15 protein-coding genes and 1 riboswitch are annotated in these 13,224 nt (G+C 56.0%); of the genes, 7 read left to right on the top strand and 8 right to left on the bottom strand.

Annotated features, from left to right (window positions below):
* Positions 1-85 precede the first annotated feature (85 nt).
* Positions 86-224, top strand: a riboswitch (molybdenum cofactor riboswitch).
* The 6 genes from moaA (at position 212) to FE839_RS09500 (ending at position 3,672) form a co-directional block, all read left to right on the top strand.
* On the top strand, positions 212-1,201 hold the full coding sequence (gene moaA, locus FE839_RS09525; protein ID WP_138360596.1) for a GTP 3',8-cyclase MoaA: 990 nt from the start codon (positions 212-214) through the stop codon (positions 1,199-1,201). (Overlaps the previous riboswitch by 13 nt.)
* Before the next feature lie 21 nt (positions 1,202-1,222).
* The gene (moaB, locus tag FE839_RS09520) at positions 1,223-1,735 is read left to right on the top strand and encodes a molybdenum cofactor biosynthesis protein B (RefSeq protein ID WP_138360595.1); all 513 of its coding nucleotides are present in this window, start codon (positions 1,223-1,225) and stop codon (positions 1,733-1,735) included.
* A gap of 3 nt (positions 1,736-1,738) precedes the next feature.
* Complete coding sequence (gene moaC / locus FE839_RS09515) at positions 1,739-2,218, top strand: cyclic pyranopterin monophosphate synthase MoaC (protein WP_138360594.1); 480 nt, start codon at positions 1,739-1,741, stop codon at positions 2,216-2,218.
* Positions 2,219-2,220: 2 nt separating this feature from the next.
* On the top strand, positions 2,221-2,469 hold the full coding sequence (moaD, locus tag FE839_RS09510) for a molybdopterin synthase sulfur carrier subunit (protein WP_138360593.1): 249 nt from the start codon (positions 2,221-2,223) through the stop codon (positions 2,467-2,469).
* Between the two features lies 1 nt (position 2,470).
* Positions 2,471-2,923 carry a molybdopterin synthase catalytic subunit MoaE gene (moaE, locus tag FE839_RS09505; protein ID WP_138360592.1) on the top strand — a complete coding sequence of 151 codons (453 nt, stop codon included), beginning with the start codon at positions 2,471-2,473 and terminating at the stop codon, positions 2,921-2,923.
* Between the two features lie 44 nt (positions 2,924-2,967).
* On the top strand, positions 2,968-3,672 hold the full coding sequence (locus FE839_RS09500) for a Bax inhibitor-1/YccA family protein (RefSeq protein ID WP_138360591.1): 705 nt from the start codon (positions 2,968-2,970) through the stop codon (positions 3,670-3,672).
* 44 nt (positions 3,673-3,716) lie between these two features.
* On the opposite strand, the gene FE839_RS09495 is transcribed toward FE839_RS09500, so the two are convergent.
* The 3 genes from FE839_RS09495 to FE839_RS09485 are packed head-to-tail and all read right to left on the bottom strand — an operon-like array spanning position 3,717 to position 6,687.
* Complete coding sequence (locus FE839_RS09495) at positions 3,717-4,685, bottom strand: lysylphosphatidylglycerol synthase domain-containing protein (protein ID WP_138360590.1); 969 nt, start codon at positions 4,683-4,685, stop codon at positions 3,717-3,719.
* Positions 4,685-5,929, bottom strand: coding sequence for a cardiolipin synthase ClsB (gene clsB / locus FE839_RS09490; RefSeq protein ID WP_138360589.1), 1,245 nt, complete (start codon positions 5,927-5,929; stop codon positions 4,685-4,687). Before clsB ends, FE839_RS09495 begins: the two co-directional genes overlap by 1 nt.
* A complete protein-coding gene (locus FE839_RS09485; protein WP_138360588.1) occupies positions 5,926-6,687 on the bottom strand; it encodes an endonuclease/exonuclease/phosphatase family protein in 762 nt (253 codons plus the stop codon). Before FE839_RS09485 ends, clsB begins: the two co-directional genes overlap by 4 nt.
* A gap of 131 nt (positions 6,688-6,818) precedes the next feature.
* On the opposite strand from FE839_RS09485, the gene FE839_RS09480 reads away from it, so the two are divergent.
* Positions 6,819-7,256, top strand: a complete 438-nt coding sequence (locus FE839_RS09480; protein WP_138360587.1) for a YbhQ family protein — start codon at positions 6,819-6,821, stop codon at positions 7,254-7,256.
* Between the two features lie 48 nt (positions 7,257-7,304).
* On the opposite strand, the gene FE839_RS09475 is transcribed toward FE839_RS09480, so the two are convergent.
* From FE839_RS09475 to cecR, 5 genes are all read right to left on the bottom strand, one after another.
* A complete protein-coding gene (locus FE839_RS09475; protein ID WP_138360586.1) occupies positions 7,305-8,411 on the bottom strand; it encodes an ABC transporter permease in 1,107 nt (368 codons plus the stop codon).
* Between the two features lie 99 nt (positions 8,412-8,510).
* Positions 8,511-9,644 carry an ABC transporter permease gene (locus tag FE839_RS09470; protein ID WP_138360585.1) on the bottom strand — a complete coding sequence of 378 codons (1,134 nt, stop codon included), beginning with the start codon at positions 9,642-9,644 and terminating at the stop codon, positions 8,511-8,513.
* Positions 9,634-11,373, bottom strand: coding sequence for an ATP-binding cassette domain-containing protein (locus FE839_RS09465; protein ID WP_138360584.1), 1,740 nt, complete (start codon positions 11,371-11,373; stop codon positions 9,634-9,636). Before FE839_RS09465 ends, FE839_RS09470 begins: the two co-directional genes overlap by 11 nt.
* Complete coding sequence (gene hlyD / locus FE839_RS09460; protein WP_138360583.1) at positions 11,370-12,359, bottom strand: secretion protein HlyD; 990 nt, start codon at positions 12,357-12,359, stop codon at positions 11,370-11,372. The genes FE839_RS09465 and hlyD overlap by 4 nt, the downstream gene beginning before the upstream one ends.
* Complete coding sequence (gene cecR, locus FE839_RS09455) at positions 12,356-13,033, bottom strand: transcriptional regulator CecR (protein WP_138360582.1); 678 nt, start codon at positions 13,031-13,033, stop codon at positions 12,356-12,358. The genes hlyD and cecR overlap by 4 nt, the downstream gene beginning before the upstream one ends.
* Between the last annotated feature and the right edge of the window lie 191 nt (positions 13,034-13,224).

Here is a 13,224-nt window from a genome sequence, read left to right as displayed (position 1 = left end):
GAAAATGCATGATCGTGGCGATATGTACATAATTATATAGCGAAATCGGAAATGGCGAAACTGTCATTAACGCGCTACTATCGGCATAATCCGTTAACACTCTAGCCTCTGTGCCTGTGTCGCAAGATATGGTGCTTTGGCCGTGACAACTTCGGTTGCCACCAGGGCGTGGAAAGAAATGACCGCGTCTCCCGTATTTGGAAAGGTGTATATGGCTTCACAGCTTACCGATGCATTCGCGCGTAAGTTTTATTACTTGCGCCTGTCAATTACCGACGTCTGCAACTTTCGTTGTACCTATTGTCTGCCCAACGGGTATCAACCCGGCGCCGTCACCAACAAAGGCTTTCTCAGCGTGGACGAGGTGCGTCATGTCACGCGCGCATTTGCGGCCCTGGGCACGGAGAAGGTGCGTCTGACCGGCGGCGAGCCCTCGCTGCGTCGGGATTTCACCGATATTATCGCCGCCGTGCGGGAAAACGCTGCTATTCGTCAGATTGCGGTGACCACCAACGGCTATCGGCTGGCGCGCGATGTGGAACGCTGGCGCGACGCCGGGCTGACGGCGATTAACGTCAGCGTGGATAGCCTCGACGCTCGCCAGTTTTACGCCATTACCGGTCAGGATAAGTTTCACCAGGTAATGGACGGTATTGACGCCGCCTTTGCCGCTGGTTTCGAAAAAGTTAAGGTCAACACGGTGCTGATGCGCGATGTCAATCACCACCAGCTCGACACCTTTCTGGCATGGATCCAGCCGCGCCGCATTCAACTGCGTTTTATTGAACTGATGGAAACTGGCGAAGGCGGCGGGCTGTTTCGCCGCCATCATATCTCTGGCATGGTGCTGCGCGACGCGCTGCTGCGCCGCGGCTGGATCCACCAGATCCGCCAGCGTAGCGATGGCCCGGCGCAGGTGTTTTGTCATCCGGATTATGTTGGCGAAATTGGTCTCATTATGCCGTATGAGAAAGATTTCTGCGTCACCTGCAACCGTCTGCGCGTCTCTTCCGTCGGCAAATTGCATCTGTGTCTGTTTGGTGAGGGCGGAGTCGATTTGCGCGATCTGCTCACCGATGAACAGCAGCAGCCGGAGCTGGAAGCGCGCATTGCCGAGGCGTTAACGCATAAAAAGCAGACCCATTTCCTGCACCAGGGCAACACCGGTATTACACAGAACCTGTCCTATATTGGCGGATAATGCATTTTAAGGAGCGATCAAATGAGCCAGGTCAGCGCTGAGTTTATTCCGACCCGTATTGCTATTCTCACTGTTTCCAGCCGCCGTGGCGAAGAGGACGACACCTCCGGTCACTGGCTGCGCGATACGGCGCAGGAAGCGGGGCATATGGTCGTCGATAAGGCGATTGTCAAAGAAAACCGCTATGCCATTCGCGCCCAGGTGTCGGCGTGGATTGCCAGCGAAGAGGTTCAGGTGGTGTTGATCACCGGCGGGACCGGTTTTACCGATGGCGATCAAACACCTGAGGCGCTGCTGCCGCTGTTTGACCGCGAAGTGGAAGGTTTTGGCGAGGTGTTCCGTATGCTCTCTTTTGAAGAGATCGGCACCTCGACCCTGCAATCCCGGGCCGTTGCCGGGATGGCGAACCGCACGCTAATTTTTGCGATGCCCGGCTCAACCAAAGCCTGTCGTACCGCATGGGACAATATTATTGCGCCGCAGCTCGATGCGCGCATCCGTCCGTGCAATTTTATCTCTCATATTAAGAAGTAAGTTATGTCGCAACTGACCCACATTAACGCCGCGGGCGAAGCGCACATGGTCGATGTTTCCGCGAAAGCGGAAACGGTTCGCGAAGCGCGTGCCGAGGCTTATGTCGACATGCAGCCAACGACTCTTGCGATGATCATCGACGGCAGCCATCACAAAGGCGATGTCTTCGCCACCGCGCGTATTGCCGGGATTCAGGCGGCAAAGCGTACCTGGGAGCTGATCCCGCTGTGCCATCCGCTGATGCTGAGCAAAGTCGAAGTCAATCTGCAGGCGCAGCCCGAACACAACCGGGTGCGCATTGAATCGCTCTGTCGTCTGACCGGCAAAACCGGCGTGGAGATGGAAGCCCTGACCGCCGCGTCCGTCGCCGCGCTGACGATTTACGATATGTGCAAAGCGGTGCAGAAGGATATGGTGATTGGCCCGGTGCGCCTGCTGGCGAAAAGCGGCGGCAAATCCGGCGATTTCAGAGTGGAAGAATAACCATGATTAACGTACTTTTTTTTGCTCAGGTGCGCGAACTGCTCGGCACCGATTCCCTGACTCTTGATCCAAATGGGCTCCCCACGGTTGAGGCCGTTCGCCAGCAGCTGATCGCCCGTGGCGGTCGCTGGGCGCTGGCGCTGGAAGAGGGCAAACTGCTGGCGGCAGTGAATCAGACGCTGACCACTTTCGATCATCCGCTGGCGGCGGGTGATGAAGTGGCGTTCTTTCCACCGGTTACCGGGGGATAAGATGACGCAAACCCGCATTATCGTCAGTCATGACCGCTTTAAGGTCGGCGACGAGTATGCCTGGCTTGCCGGGCGTGATGAAGACGGCGCGGTGGTGACATTTACCGGTAAGGTGCGTAACCATAATCTTGGCGACAGCGTGAAGGCGTTAACGCTGGAACACTATCCGGGGATGACGGAAAAATCGCTGACGGAGATCGTTGATCTCGCCCGTCAGCGCTGGCCGCTGGGCCGGATAACGGTGATTCACCGTATCGGCGAGATGTGGCCGGGGGAAGAGATTGTTTTTGTCGGCGTCACCAGTGCCCATCGCAGCAGCGCGTTTGCCGCCGGGGAGTTTATTATGGATTATCTGAAAACCCGCGCGCCGTTCTGGAAGCGTGAGGCGACGCCGGAAGGCGAGCGCTGGGTGGATGCGCGAGATAGCGATCGGCAGGCGGCAGAACGTTGGTAGTGTGATACGCTTAGAAGATAAATTCCGTTCATCAGGAGATAGTTATGGACAGATTCCCTCGTTCCGGCACCCTCGTACAGGGCCGTAGCGGACTACAAACCTATATGGCGCAGGTTTATGGCTGGATGACAGTCGGGCTGCTGCTCACCGCGTTTATTGCGTGGTATGCCGCCAATACTCCGGCCGTTATGATGTTTGTTTTTTCCAGTAAAATAACCTTTTTCGGGCTGATCATTGCCCAACTGGGGTTGGTATTCGTGCTTTCGGGTATGGTACAGCGACTGAGCGCCGGGATGGCGACAACGCTGTTTATGCTCTATTCGGCGCTAACCGGGCTAACCTTATCCAGTATTTTCATCGTCTATACCTACTCGTCAATCGCCAGCACTTTCGTGGTTGCTGGCGGGATGTTTGGCGTGATGAGTCTCTACGGTTATACCACTAAGCGGGATCTGAGCGGCTTCGGTAATATGCTGTTTATGGCGCTGATCGGTATCCTGCTGGCGTCGCTGGTTAACTTCTGGCTGAAGAGTGAGGCGCTGATGTGGGCGGTGACCTATATCGGAGTGCTGGTATTTGTCGGCCTGACCGCTTATGACACCCAGAAGCTGAAAAATATTGGCGAGCAGATAGATGTCCGCGATACTTCCACTCTGCGCAAATACGCCATTCTTGGTGCTTTGACGCTGTATCTGGACTTTATTAACCTGTTCCTGATGTTGCTGCGTATCTTCGGCAACCGTCGCTGAGTATTGTAATGTCCCCGGTCATATAATTCGTGACTGGGGGATTTTCACTTCTCTCCTGCCAGCCTGCGCTGATTCTTTTCCCGCAAATGTTTTGCCTGACTCTCCAGAATCAGATAACCGATGGTTGCGAACAGCAGGGGCAGGAAATAATACAATGTGCGATACGCGAGCAAGGCGGCAATAATGGCGCCACGGGAGATCTCCTCTCCGGACAGCATGGCGATAAACACCCCTTCGAGAACGCCAATACCGGCAGGAATATGCACGATGACGCCAGCGATACTGCTGACCAGCAGCACGCCAAGCACCAGGAAATAGTCGACCTGCGGCCCCAACAATAACCAGATAATCGCTCCCATCGCCATCCAGTTGAGGCTGGAAACCGTCATCTGCAGCAGCGCGAATCGCCAGGAAGGCAGTACCAGCCGCTGGCCTTTGATCGTCAGGTGACGTTTTTTAGCGAAGGCGCAGGCCCATAAATAGCACGTGGAAACCAGCAGTAAAACGGTGCCCAGAATCTGTAGCGACTGCTGGCTGATATACCAGCGTTCCGGGACCTGCACCATCCCGGCGCTAAAGATGATGCCGCCGAGCAGGATATACCCCAGCCAGTTGGTGGTAATGCTCAGGGAGAAGATCCGGGTAATGGTGCCTCCGCTAAGCCCCAGACGCGAGTAAAGCCGATAGCGCATGCCGATACCGCCAACCCAGGTGCTGAGCGTCAGGTTAAAGGCATAGCAGATAAATGACACCAGCATCACCTGCCGCTTTGCCAGCCTGTGGCCGCAATATGCGCGCCCAAGCAGATCGTAGCAGCCGTAAATCAGGTAGCTGGCGATAGCCAGGCCGATTGCGCTAAGCAGCGCCGCGCGATTATAGTCGCGAATAACTTTCCAGACTTCCTGCCAGTTAATTTTTTGCGCGTAGATCACCAGCAGCACGACCACGGCGATAAAAAAGAGCGCCGTAAGGATTTTTTTCACCCTGCGCCAGCGTGGGTGCGATTTTGCCATCAGGGTTTTACCTCCTGGTTTTCGGGTTCTGCCCGGTCCTGAGTTTCTATTTCTGGCTGTACCGGCGGCGGGACGCGCGACAGTCGCGGCGTATGCGCCGGTAGCCAGCCGACCCAGGCCGGGAAATGGCGCAGGAAGTGAAATGCCAGGACGCTGACGCCGAGCCGCCATCCGGTGCGTCTGGAAAGAATGCGCTTATCAACCTGGCGGCAGTCGTTGGCGATCAATCCGTTTAGATTGTCGCGCAGCGTCTGATTAAACTCGCGGTCGTGGATAACCAGGTTGGCTTCCAGATTCAGCGACAGGCTGAGCGGATCGAGGTTGCTGGATCCGACAGTCGCCCAGTGGTCGTCCGCCAGCGCGACTTTGCCATGTAGCGGGCGGCGGCGATATTCAAAAATCTGTACCCCGCCTTTGACCAGGTAATGGTAGAGCAAGCGTGCGCCGAATTTGACAATCGGGATATCCGGCTCACCCTGAACGATTAACTTGACGCGCACGCCGCGGCGGGCGGCGTTGCGCATGGCGTGCAGCAGCCGGTAACCGGGAAAGAAGTAGGCGTTGGCGATAATCACTTCCCGGCGTGCGCTGGTCAGCATCTTCAGATAGTGACGTTCAATATCGTCGCGATGTTCCTGATTGTCACGCCAGATAAACAGCGCCTGAGCCTCGCCGGGATGAAGGTTAACTTCGGGCTTATGTCGACGCCGCCACCACCAGCGGCGCGTGGCTTCGCTGGCGGGCAGATTGTCGAGTTCAAATTGCAGAATGTCGAGTACGACCGGCCCTTCGACCTGGACGGCGTAATCCTGTTTGGCCTCCGGGCCGTAACCGGTCATATGCTCGGCGGAGTAGTTAATTCCGCCGACAAAGGCGATGACGTCGTCGATTACCACGATTTTGCGATGCATGCGGCGGAACAAATTGGTACGCATGCCGAACATGCGTGGGCGCGGGTCGTAGTAGCGAAAAATCACCCCGGCCGCGGTGAGCTCGCCGACAAAACGATCGCTTAAATCCGGTGAGCCGTAGCCGTCGAGCAGAACTTCCACGCGAACGCCGCGCCGGGCAGCCCGTAGCAGCACCGCATGGAGTTGCCAGCCAACGTCATCTTCAAACCAGATAAAGGATTCGAGGATCACCCGCTGTCGCGCGCGACCAATAGCGGCAAATACCGCCGGATAATAGTTATCGCCGTTTTCTAAGAGCTGAATGCGGTTTCCTTCCTGCCAGCGACATTTCACAGATAAATCTCCACGCTAAGCGGTGCATGATCGGACAGATGACGCCACTGTTTTAAGGCCAGCATTTGAGGTCGGCTGGCATGTGCATTTTTGACATAAATGCGATCGAGGCGCAGCAGCGGGAAACGGACCGGAAAAGTCCGCGCCGGGCGTCCCCTGGCGCGGGTAAAAATTTCGTCCAGACCGGCCTGCGTTTTGAGCTGCCGGTTAGCCTGTTGCCGCCAGTCGTTAAAATCCCCCGCTACCACAACCGGCTCCCCCGTGGGGAGGCTGTTCACCCACGACGCCAGCATTGCGAGCTGGGCCTGACGCTGATGCGCGCGCAGCCCCAGATGCACGCAGATCAAATGGAGCGTTGTTTCGCTTTCGGGCGGCACGATGCGGCAGTAGAGCAGGCCGCGTTTTTCGCTATTACCGACCGAAACGTCAAGGTTTTGATAATGTTCGATAGGAAAGCGCGACAGCACCGCATTGCCGTGATGCCCTTCCGGATAAACGGCATTGCGCCCATAGGCATAATTGTTCCACATCGTGTCGGCGAGAAATTCATAGTGGGGCGTCTCCGGCCAGTTTTCGAACCGCAACGGATAAATTTCGTGCGCGCCCATCACTTCCTGCAGGCAAACAATGTCGGCTCTGACGCTGCGTACCGCTTCGCGTAATTCGGGCAAAATGAAGCGTCGGTTAAACGCGGTAAAGCCTTTATGGGTGTTAATTGTCAGCACGTTTAACGAAAATCGCCGCGTTTGCTCGGTCATATTTCTCCAGTCAATGTCGCTTTCCTGAATAAAATAGTGTAGTCGAGGTCACAAAAAGATGCGGCGATACGGAATTTTCCGTAAAGTGCGGTACTCTGAGTAGCAGAGAAAAATCCTTCAGGAGAGAAGCCATGAAGTGGCAACAACGTGTACGCGTCGCAACGGGTCTTAGTTGCTGGCAGATTATGTTGCATCTACTGGTCGTGGCGGTACTGGTGGCAGGCTGGATGAGCGGCGCGCTGGTACGTGTCGGGTTAGGTTTGTGTGTGCTGTATGGCGTCACGCTACTGGCGATGCTGTTTTTGCAGCGTCACCACGATGAGCGCTGGCGCGATGTGGGTGATTTCCTTGAGGAACTCACCACCACCTGGTACTTCGGCGCGGCGGTTATCGTGCTGTGGCTGCTGTCGCGCGTGCTGCACAATAATCTGCTGTTGGCCCTTGCCGGGCTGGCAATACTGGCCGGTCCGGCGATTGTGTCGCTGCTGGCGAAAGATAAAAACCGCTACCCTAAAGCTTTCGGGCTACAGCAAGGCGACAGCGCCGTGAATCCCCAGAAGCATCGGTAGCTATGCAACAGGACAGCCTGTCCGTTGTGGTTTGAACGATGGCGGGAATCAGGCAATCTTTCTGCGAAACATCGCATACGCAACTGAGCCAGTGGTGGCCGCTATGACTAATAGCGGCCACAAACTTCCCCATACAATTTCCAGACTCGCATCCTTCAGATAGATCTGCTTGGTGATATCGGTAAAGTGACGGATAGGATTTATCCACGTGACGTCCTGTAACCATTGCGGCATATTCTCCACTGGCGAAACGTAGCCCGAGAGCAGAATCGCCGGCATCATAAAGACGAATACGCCGATAAACGCCTGCTGCTGCGTGGAGCACAGCGATGAAATCAGCAGCCCGAATCCTACCAGCGATAAGCCATAAATAATCATCGTGAAGTAAAATAGCAGCAGCGAACCGGCAAAGGGAATCTGATAGCCCCAGATCCCCACGACCAGTACGATGGTTGCCTGCAGAGTGGCGACAATCAGTGCCGGTACCGCTTTGCCGATAAAAATCTGCCAGGTCGCCAGCGGCGAGACCAGCAACTGATCGAGCGTGCCCTGTTCGCGTTCGCGGGCAACGGAAAGGGAGGTGACGATCAGCACGCCGATAGTGGTGATCATCGCGATCAGCGACGGTACTACGAACCATTTGTAATCGAGATTCGGGTTATACCAGTTACGCACGACCAGCTCACTGTTGTTCAGGGTTGTTTTTCCCGCCATCAGTTCCTGCTGATAGTTTTTAACAATCTGCTGGAGATAGTTAGCGGCGATTTGCGCGCTATTCGAATTCCGTCCATCCAGCAGTAGCTGGAGCTGCGCGGCCTGCCAGCTATCCAGATTGCGCGAGAAATCCGGCGGAAAGCGCACGACCAGTAGCGCTTTTTGTTCATTGATGGTTGGCCCTATCTCCTGCGGGCTTTTCAGCAACAGGACGTGGGGGAAGGCTTTGGCGCGAGCGAAGCGCTGAGTCAGTTCCACCGCGTGCTGGCCGTTGTCTTCGCTATAGACAGCGATGGTGGCATTGGTGACTTCCAGCGTCGCGGCGAAAGGAAACAACAGCACCTGAATCAGCACTGGCATAATCAAAATCGCCCGCGTTTGCGGTTCGCGCAACAGCGACTGCAACTCTTTGCGGATCAGTGTCCATAAGCGATGAAACATAGTACCGTCCTCATGTCGGGTGGCGCTGCGCTTACCGGGTCTGCATGGCCCGCAGGTCCGGTACCCATGGCGCCGCCGGGCAAAATACGCGGGCCAGGATTAATCCAGTCGACGTCGGGTTTTCAGCCACGTCAGGCCGATAAACATCACCGCTGAAGCGATCAGGAACATGACGTTTACCAGCAGCACCACCGGAATATTGCCCGCCAGAAACAGGCTTTGCAGGGTGCTGACAAAATAGCGCGCCGGGATCACGTAGGTCACCGCGCGGATTATCGCTGGCATACTGTCTATCTGAAAAATAAATCCGGACAACATAATTGACGGCAAAAATGCGGCATTTAGCGCGACCTGGGCGGCGTTGAACTGGTTGCGGGTGATAGTGGAAATCAGTAGCCCCATTCCCAGCGTACTCAGTAAAAATAGACTGGCGATAAAAAACAGGATCATCAGCGAACCGCGAAACGGCACGTCGAGAATAAATACCGCCACCAGCATGCAAAGCAGCATCGCCAGCATGCCGAGGAAGTAGTAGGGGATCAGCTTACACAGCAGCAGTTCGGCGCGGGTAATTTCGGTCGACAGCAGTGCCTCCATGGTGCCGCGCTCCCACTCGCGGGCCACCACCAGCGAAGTCAGAATCGCGCCGACTACCGTCATAATGATGGTGATTGCACCAGGGATAATAAAGTGCTGACTGATGGTCGCCGGATTAAACCAGTAGCGGGCCCTGACATCAATCAGCGGCTCGAAGGTTTCACCACGATCTTCCGCTTGCTGTTGCTGCCAGATTTGCCAGATACCCTCGACGTAGTTCTGGGCAAAATTCGCGGTGTTCGGTTCGCTGCCATCGGTGATAAGCTGGATTGGCGCGCTATCCCCTGGGCGAGCCATCTTCTGCGCGAAATCTACCGGCACCACCACCAGCGCGCGGATTTGCCCGGCCTGCATCATTTGCATTAACTGCTGGCGGTTGTCGCTAATGGTAGCGTCAATGTAGGGTGAACCGGTCATGGCGTGGACGAAATCCAGCGCGTCTTCACTCTGCTGTTCCAGCAATACGCCGACCCGCAGCTTACTGGAGTCAAGATTAATACCATAGCCAAAAATAAACAGCAGTAGCAGCGGGATCACCACCGCAATCAACCAACTGCTGGGGTCGCGGACTATCTGCCGGGTCTCTTTGACGCACAAGGCGCGCACGCGCCGCCACGATAGTATTTTAGCGCTCACCAGCGTTCTCCTTATCCCAGTCGTGGATGAGGGTAATAAAGGCTTGTTCCATCGTCGGGTCTGGCTGTTGATCATCCGCCGCCTGGGCTTTCAGGTCGTCCGGTGTACCGCTGGCGATCAGTTTGCCGTGGTAGACCAGGCCGATGCGATCGCAATATTCCGCTTCATCCATAAAGTGGGTGGTCACCATTACCGTCACGCCTTTATCCACCATGCTGTTGATATGCAGCCAGAACTCGCGGCGGGTGAGAGGATCGACCCCGGAAGTGGGTTCATCAAGAAACAGGATATCCGGCTCATGCATCAGTGAACAGGCCAGCGCCAGACGCTGCTTATAACCGAGCGGCAGGTCATCGGCCGCCTGCCGGGCAATACTTTTCAGGCCGAAAGCCTCGCTCATGCTGGCGATCTTTGCGTCCTGCAGGCGCCCGCGCAGGCCGTAAACGCCGGAGAAGAAGCGCAGATTTTGCTCGACGGTAAGATTGCCATAGAGTGAGAATTTCTGCGCCATATAGCCGAGATGCTGGCGCGCCTTGCCGGAGCTGACTTTGAGATCCATGCCCAGAACCAGCGCTTTACCGGAGGTGGGCACCAGCAGTCCGCACATCATTTTGAAGGTGGTGGACTTGCCTGCGCCGTTAGGGCCGAGGAGGCCGAAGATTTCGCCGCGCTTAACCTGGAAATCGACATGGTCGGTGGCGGCGAAATCAGCGAATTTCTTCGTCAGCGCCTGCGCTTCAATCACCGTCTCGTCATGAGCGCCTTCAACAGTATGGATGATTTTCCCCAGCGGCGATTCAGCGGTATTGGCACCGCCGAGCAGGTCAATAAAGGCGTCTTCAAAGCGCGGAGCGGTTTCGGTCACATCCAGCGTTGGCATATCGGCGGCGTTCTGTAGGTCGCGGATGTTGGCATTTTTTTTGAGGATCAGGCGCACCGATTTCCCCTGAATCACGCCATCGCTCACCTGCGGCAATTTCAGCGTCCGCTGGAGCAGACGGCGGTTATTTTCCTCAGCGCTGGAGATTAAAAAACTGCGTCCCATCATCGTCTGAGTCAGCTCTTTTGGCGGGCCCTGGTAAAGAAGCTGGCCTTCGTTCATCAACAGCACGTCACGGCACTGTTCGGCCTCATCAAGATAGGAGGTACTCCAGAGGATCAGCATCCCGTCGCCCGCCAGTTCGTGGACCATTTGCCACAATTCACGACGCGAGATGGGATCGACGCCGACGCCGGGTTCGTCCAGCAGCAACACCTGAGGTTCGCCGACAAGGGTACAGGCCAGACCGAGTTTTTGCTTCATACCGCCGGAAAGCTTGCCCGCCAGTCGGCTGGTAAAGGGACCAAGTGAGGTAAACTCCAGCAGTCGGGCAAAGGTCTTCTCCCGTGCTGCGCCGGTGACGCTGCGCAGGTCGGCGTAGAGGATCAGGTTTTCCATGACCGTCAGATCTTCATACAGGCCAAATTTCTGCGGCATATAGCCAAGCACCGCGTGCAGGGCGCTATCGTCGGCAACAGGATCGAAACCGATTACTTTTGCGCGACCTTCGTCGGCCTTCAGCAGCCCGGCAAGCATGCGCATCAGCGTTGTTTTCCCGGCGCCGTCGGGGCCGACCAGGCCGGTTACATAGCCGGAACGAAGGGTACAATCCAGCGGCGCAACGGCCGGACGATTCATTCCCGGAAAACGTCGGGTCAATCCGCTCAGCGTGATGACATCCTCATTCATTGTCCGCTTCCGTTACTGAAGGTGATGGTGACCGGCATTCCCTGACGTAGCGCATCATCAGCATCAGTCACCACGATCCGCAGGCGATAAACCAGATCGGTGCGCAGATCGGGCGTCTCCACCGTTTTTGGCGTAAATTCCGCGCTGGGAGAGACGAAGCCGATTTTCCCACGGTAAGGTTTATTTGGCCGGCTGTCGGTATAGAGCAGGACCTCGCGCCCCGGTCGGGCCTGACCGAGGTTTTTTTCATCAATGTAAGCGCGTACCCAAACAGGATGGGTTAACGATAACGTCAGCACTGTGCCGCCTGCGCTGAGCATGCTGCCCGGTTCGACGGCGCGGGTCATCAGCGTTCCATCGGAAGGGGAGGTCAGGATGGTATCGTGCAGGTCGAGTTTCGCCTGCGCCAGCGCGGCCAGCGTCTGCTCAAGACTGGCTTTGGCCTGAGCGATTTCTTGCGGGCGGTTACCGGTCCGGTACTGGCGCAGTTTATCCTGGGCTGATTTCAGCGTGGCCAGGGCCTGATCGCGTGAGGAACGGGCATTTTCCAGATCGTTAGCGGAGATGGCGCTGCTTTTACGCAGCCCGGACTGGCGCTGGTAAAAGTTCTGTGCGTAATCATACGCCGCCTGCGCCTGATTGACCGCGGCGGCAACCTGAGCAATCTCTTCTGAACGGTATCCCGCCATCATCAGATCATACTGCGCCTGCGCAGTAGAAACATTGGCCTGCGCCTGTTGCAGCGCGTTTTCATAAGGGGCGCGATCCAGCTCGCCCAGCGTTTGTCCGGCCTTTATCGTATCGCCTTCATCAACGTTCAGCGACGCCAGCCGCCCGCCCACGCGGAAGCTCAGATTGACGGTACGAATATCAACGTTGCCATATAGCGTGAGCTCTTTTGGCTGACGGCTCTGATACCACCAGCTACCGCCAATCACAGCGGCCAGAAGGAGCAGCAGCAGAACGATGATGAGGGGTTTTTTCATGACTTCAGACTCCTTTGCGCTAATCCCTGTAGAACGAAATCAATGTGGCAAGCGATAACCTCAAAAATTTGCTCAGTTTTTTCTCGATCGAACTCCACCCAACCGGTGCGACGCAGAACCGTTTCCCGACCAAGACGAAAGGCGAGAACCTCCCCCAGTAGCGCGTGGGTGTGAAGAATCAGTTGTGTGCTGTTAGCGTCAAGGCCGGTGAACGCGGCGATTAAACGGGTCAGATAGCAGTGTAGCGGGGCGATTACCTGATCGTGGATAAGCTGGTAGGCCGGGGTCGGCGACAACTGTTCGCGGGAGATAAATTTGCTTAAATTCACCGTATTATCCTGGGTCAGCAGCAAGATCATATTTTGGCAGGCGTGCAGAATCAGGGTGCGAATGGCGGCTTTATCCGGCGAAGGTTGCGCGAGAAGTTCCTCTGCCGACTGGCGATGAGGGCGGAAATTTCGCTCAATAAAATCGGCAATCCACTGGGCACAGGCGAGGTAGAGATCGTCCTTGGAACCAAAATAGTAGGTGATCGCGGCGATATTTTGCCCGGCCAGGGCGGCGATATCGCGGGTTGTGGCATGCAGGCCGTATTCGCCGAACTGGGCAAGCGCGGCTGCGATAAGCTGGCTCTTCGCCTGTTCGCCTTTACTGGTTATGGTGGTCGAAGTCATTGTGCTGAAAAAATTAATCAATCGATTGATTAAGAATATGACCAATCCGTAACCTTGTCCAGCCTCTGCCCGACTGAATTCGTCGCAGAACAGACGAGCATTATTTTGCAGATAAAAGCCAGTGGGATATTTTATGCGGTCCGTCACAAATTCTGCTAGAATGCGCCCCTTCATGGCATTGTGGTTTTTGC

It is taken from the genome of Klebsiella indica (genome assembly GCF_005860775.1).
Lineage (GTDB): Bacteria > Pseudomonadota > Gammaproteobacteria > Enterobacterales > Enterobacteriaceae > Klebsiella > Klebsiella indica.
The sequence above is the reverse complement of the archived record's forward strand: the minus strand, read 5'-3'. Positions and strand labels throughout refer to the sequence as shown.

Bases quoted from the DNA above. Each gene is read 5' to 3' on its own strand.
- moaD (WP_138360593.1), top strand. From the start codon at position 2,221: ATGATTAACGTACTTTTTTTTGCTCAGGTGCGCGAACTGCTCGGCACC.
- moaB (WP_138360595.1), top strand. From the start codon at position 1,223: ATGAGCCAGGTCAGCGCTGAGTTTATTCCGACCCGTATTGCTATTCTC.
- moaA (WP_138360596.1), top strand. From the start codon at position 212: ATGGCTTCACAGCTTACCGATGCATTCGCGCGTAAGTTTTATTACTTG.
- moaC (WP_138360594.1), top strand. From the start codon at position 1,739: ATGTCGCAACTGACCCACATTAACGCCGCGGGCGAAGCGCACATGGTC.
- FE839_RS09500 (WP_138360591.1), top strand. From the start codon at position 2,968: ATGGACAGATTCCCTCGTTCCGGCACCCTCGTACAGGGCCGTAGCGGA.
- FE839_RS09480 (WP_138360587.1), top strand. From the start codon at position 6,819: ATGAAGTGGCAACAACGTGTACGCGTCGCAACGGGTCTTAGTTGCTGG.
- FE839_RS09475 (WP_138360586.1), bottom strand. From the start codon at position 8,411: ATGTTTCATCGCTTATGGACACTGATCCGCAAAGAGTTGCAGTCGCTG.
- moaE (WP_138360592.1), top strand. From the start codon at position 2,471: ATGACGCAAACCCGCATTATCGTCAGTCATGACCGCTTTAAGGTCGGC.
- cecR (WP_138360582.1), bottom strand. From the start codon at position 13,033: ATGACTTCGACCACCATAACCAGTAAAGGCGAACAGGCGAAGAGCCAG.
- FE839_RS09485 (WP_138360588.1), bottom strand. From the start codon at position 6,687: ATGACCGAGCAAACGCGGCGATTTTCGTTAAACGTGCTGACAATTAAC.
- hlyD (WP_138360583.1), bottom strand. From the start codon at position 12,359: ATGAAAAAACCCCTCATCATCGTTCTGCTGCTGCTCCTTCTGGCCGCT.
- FE839_RS09465 (WP_138360584.1), bottom strand. From the start codon at position 11,373: ATGAATGAGGATGTCATCACGCTGAGCGGATTGACCCGACGTTTTCCG.
- FE839_RS09495 (WP_138360590.1), bottom strand. From the start codon at position 4,685: ATGGCAAAATCGCACCCACGCTGGCGCAGGGTGAAAAAAATCCTTACG.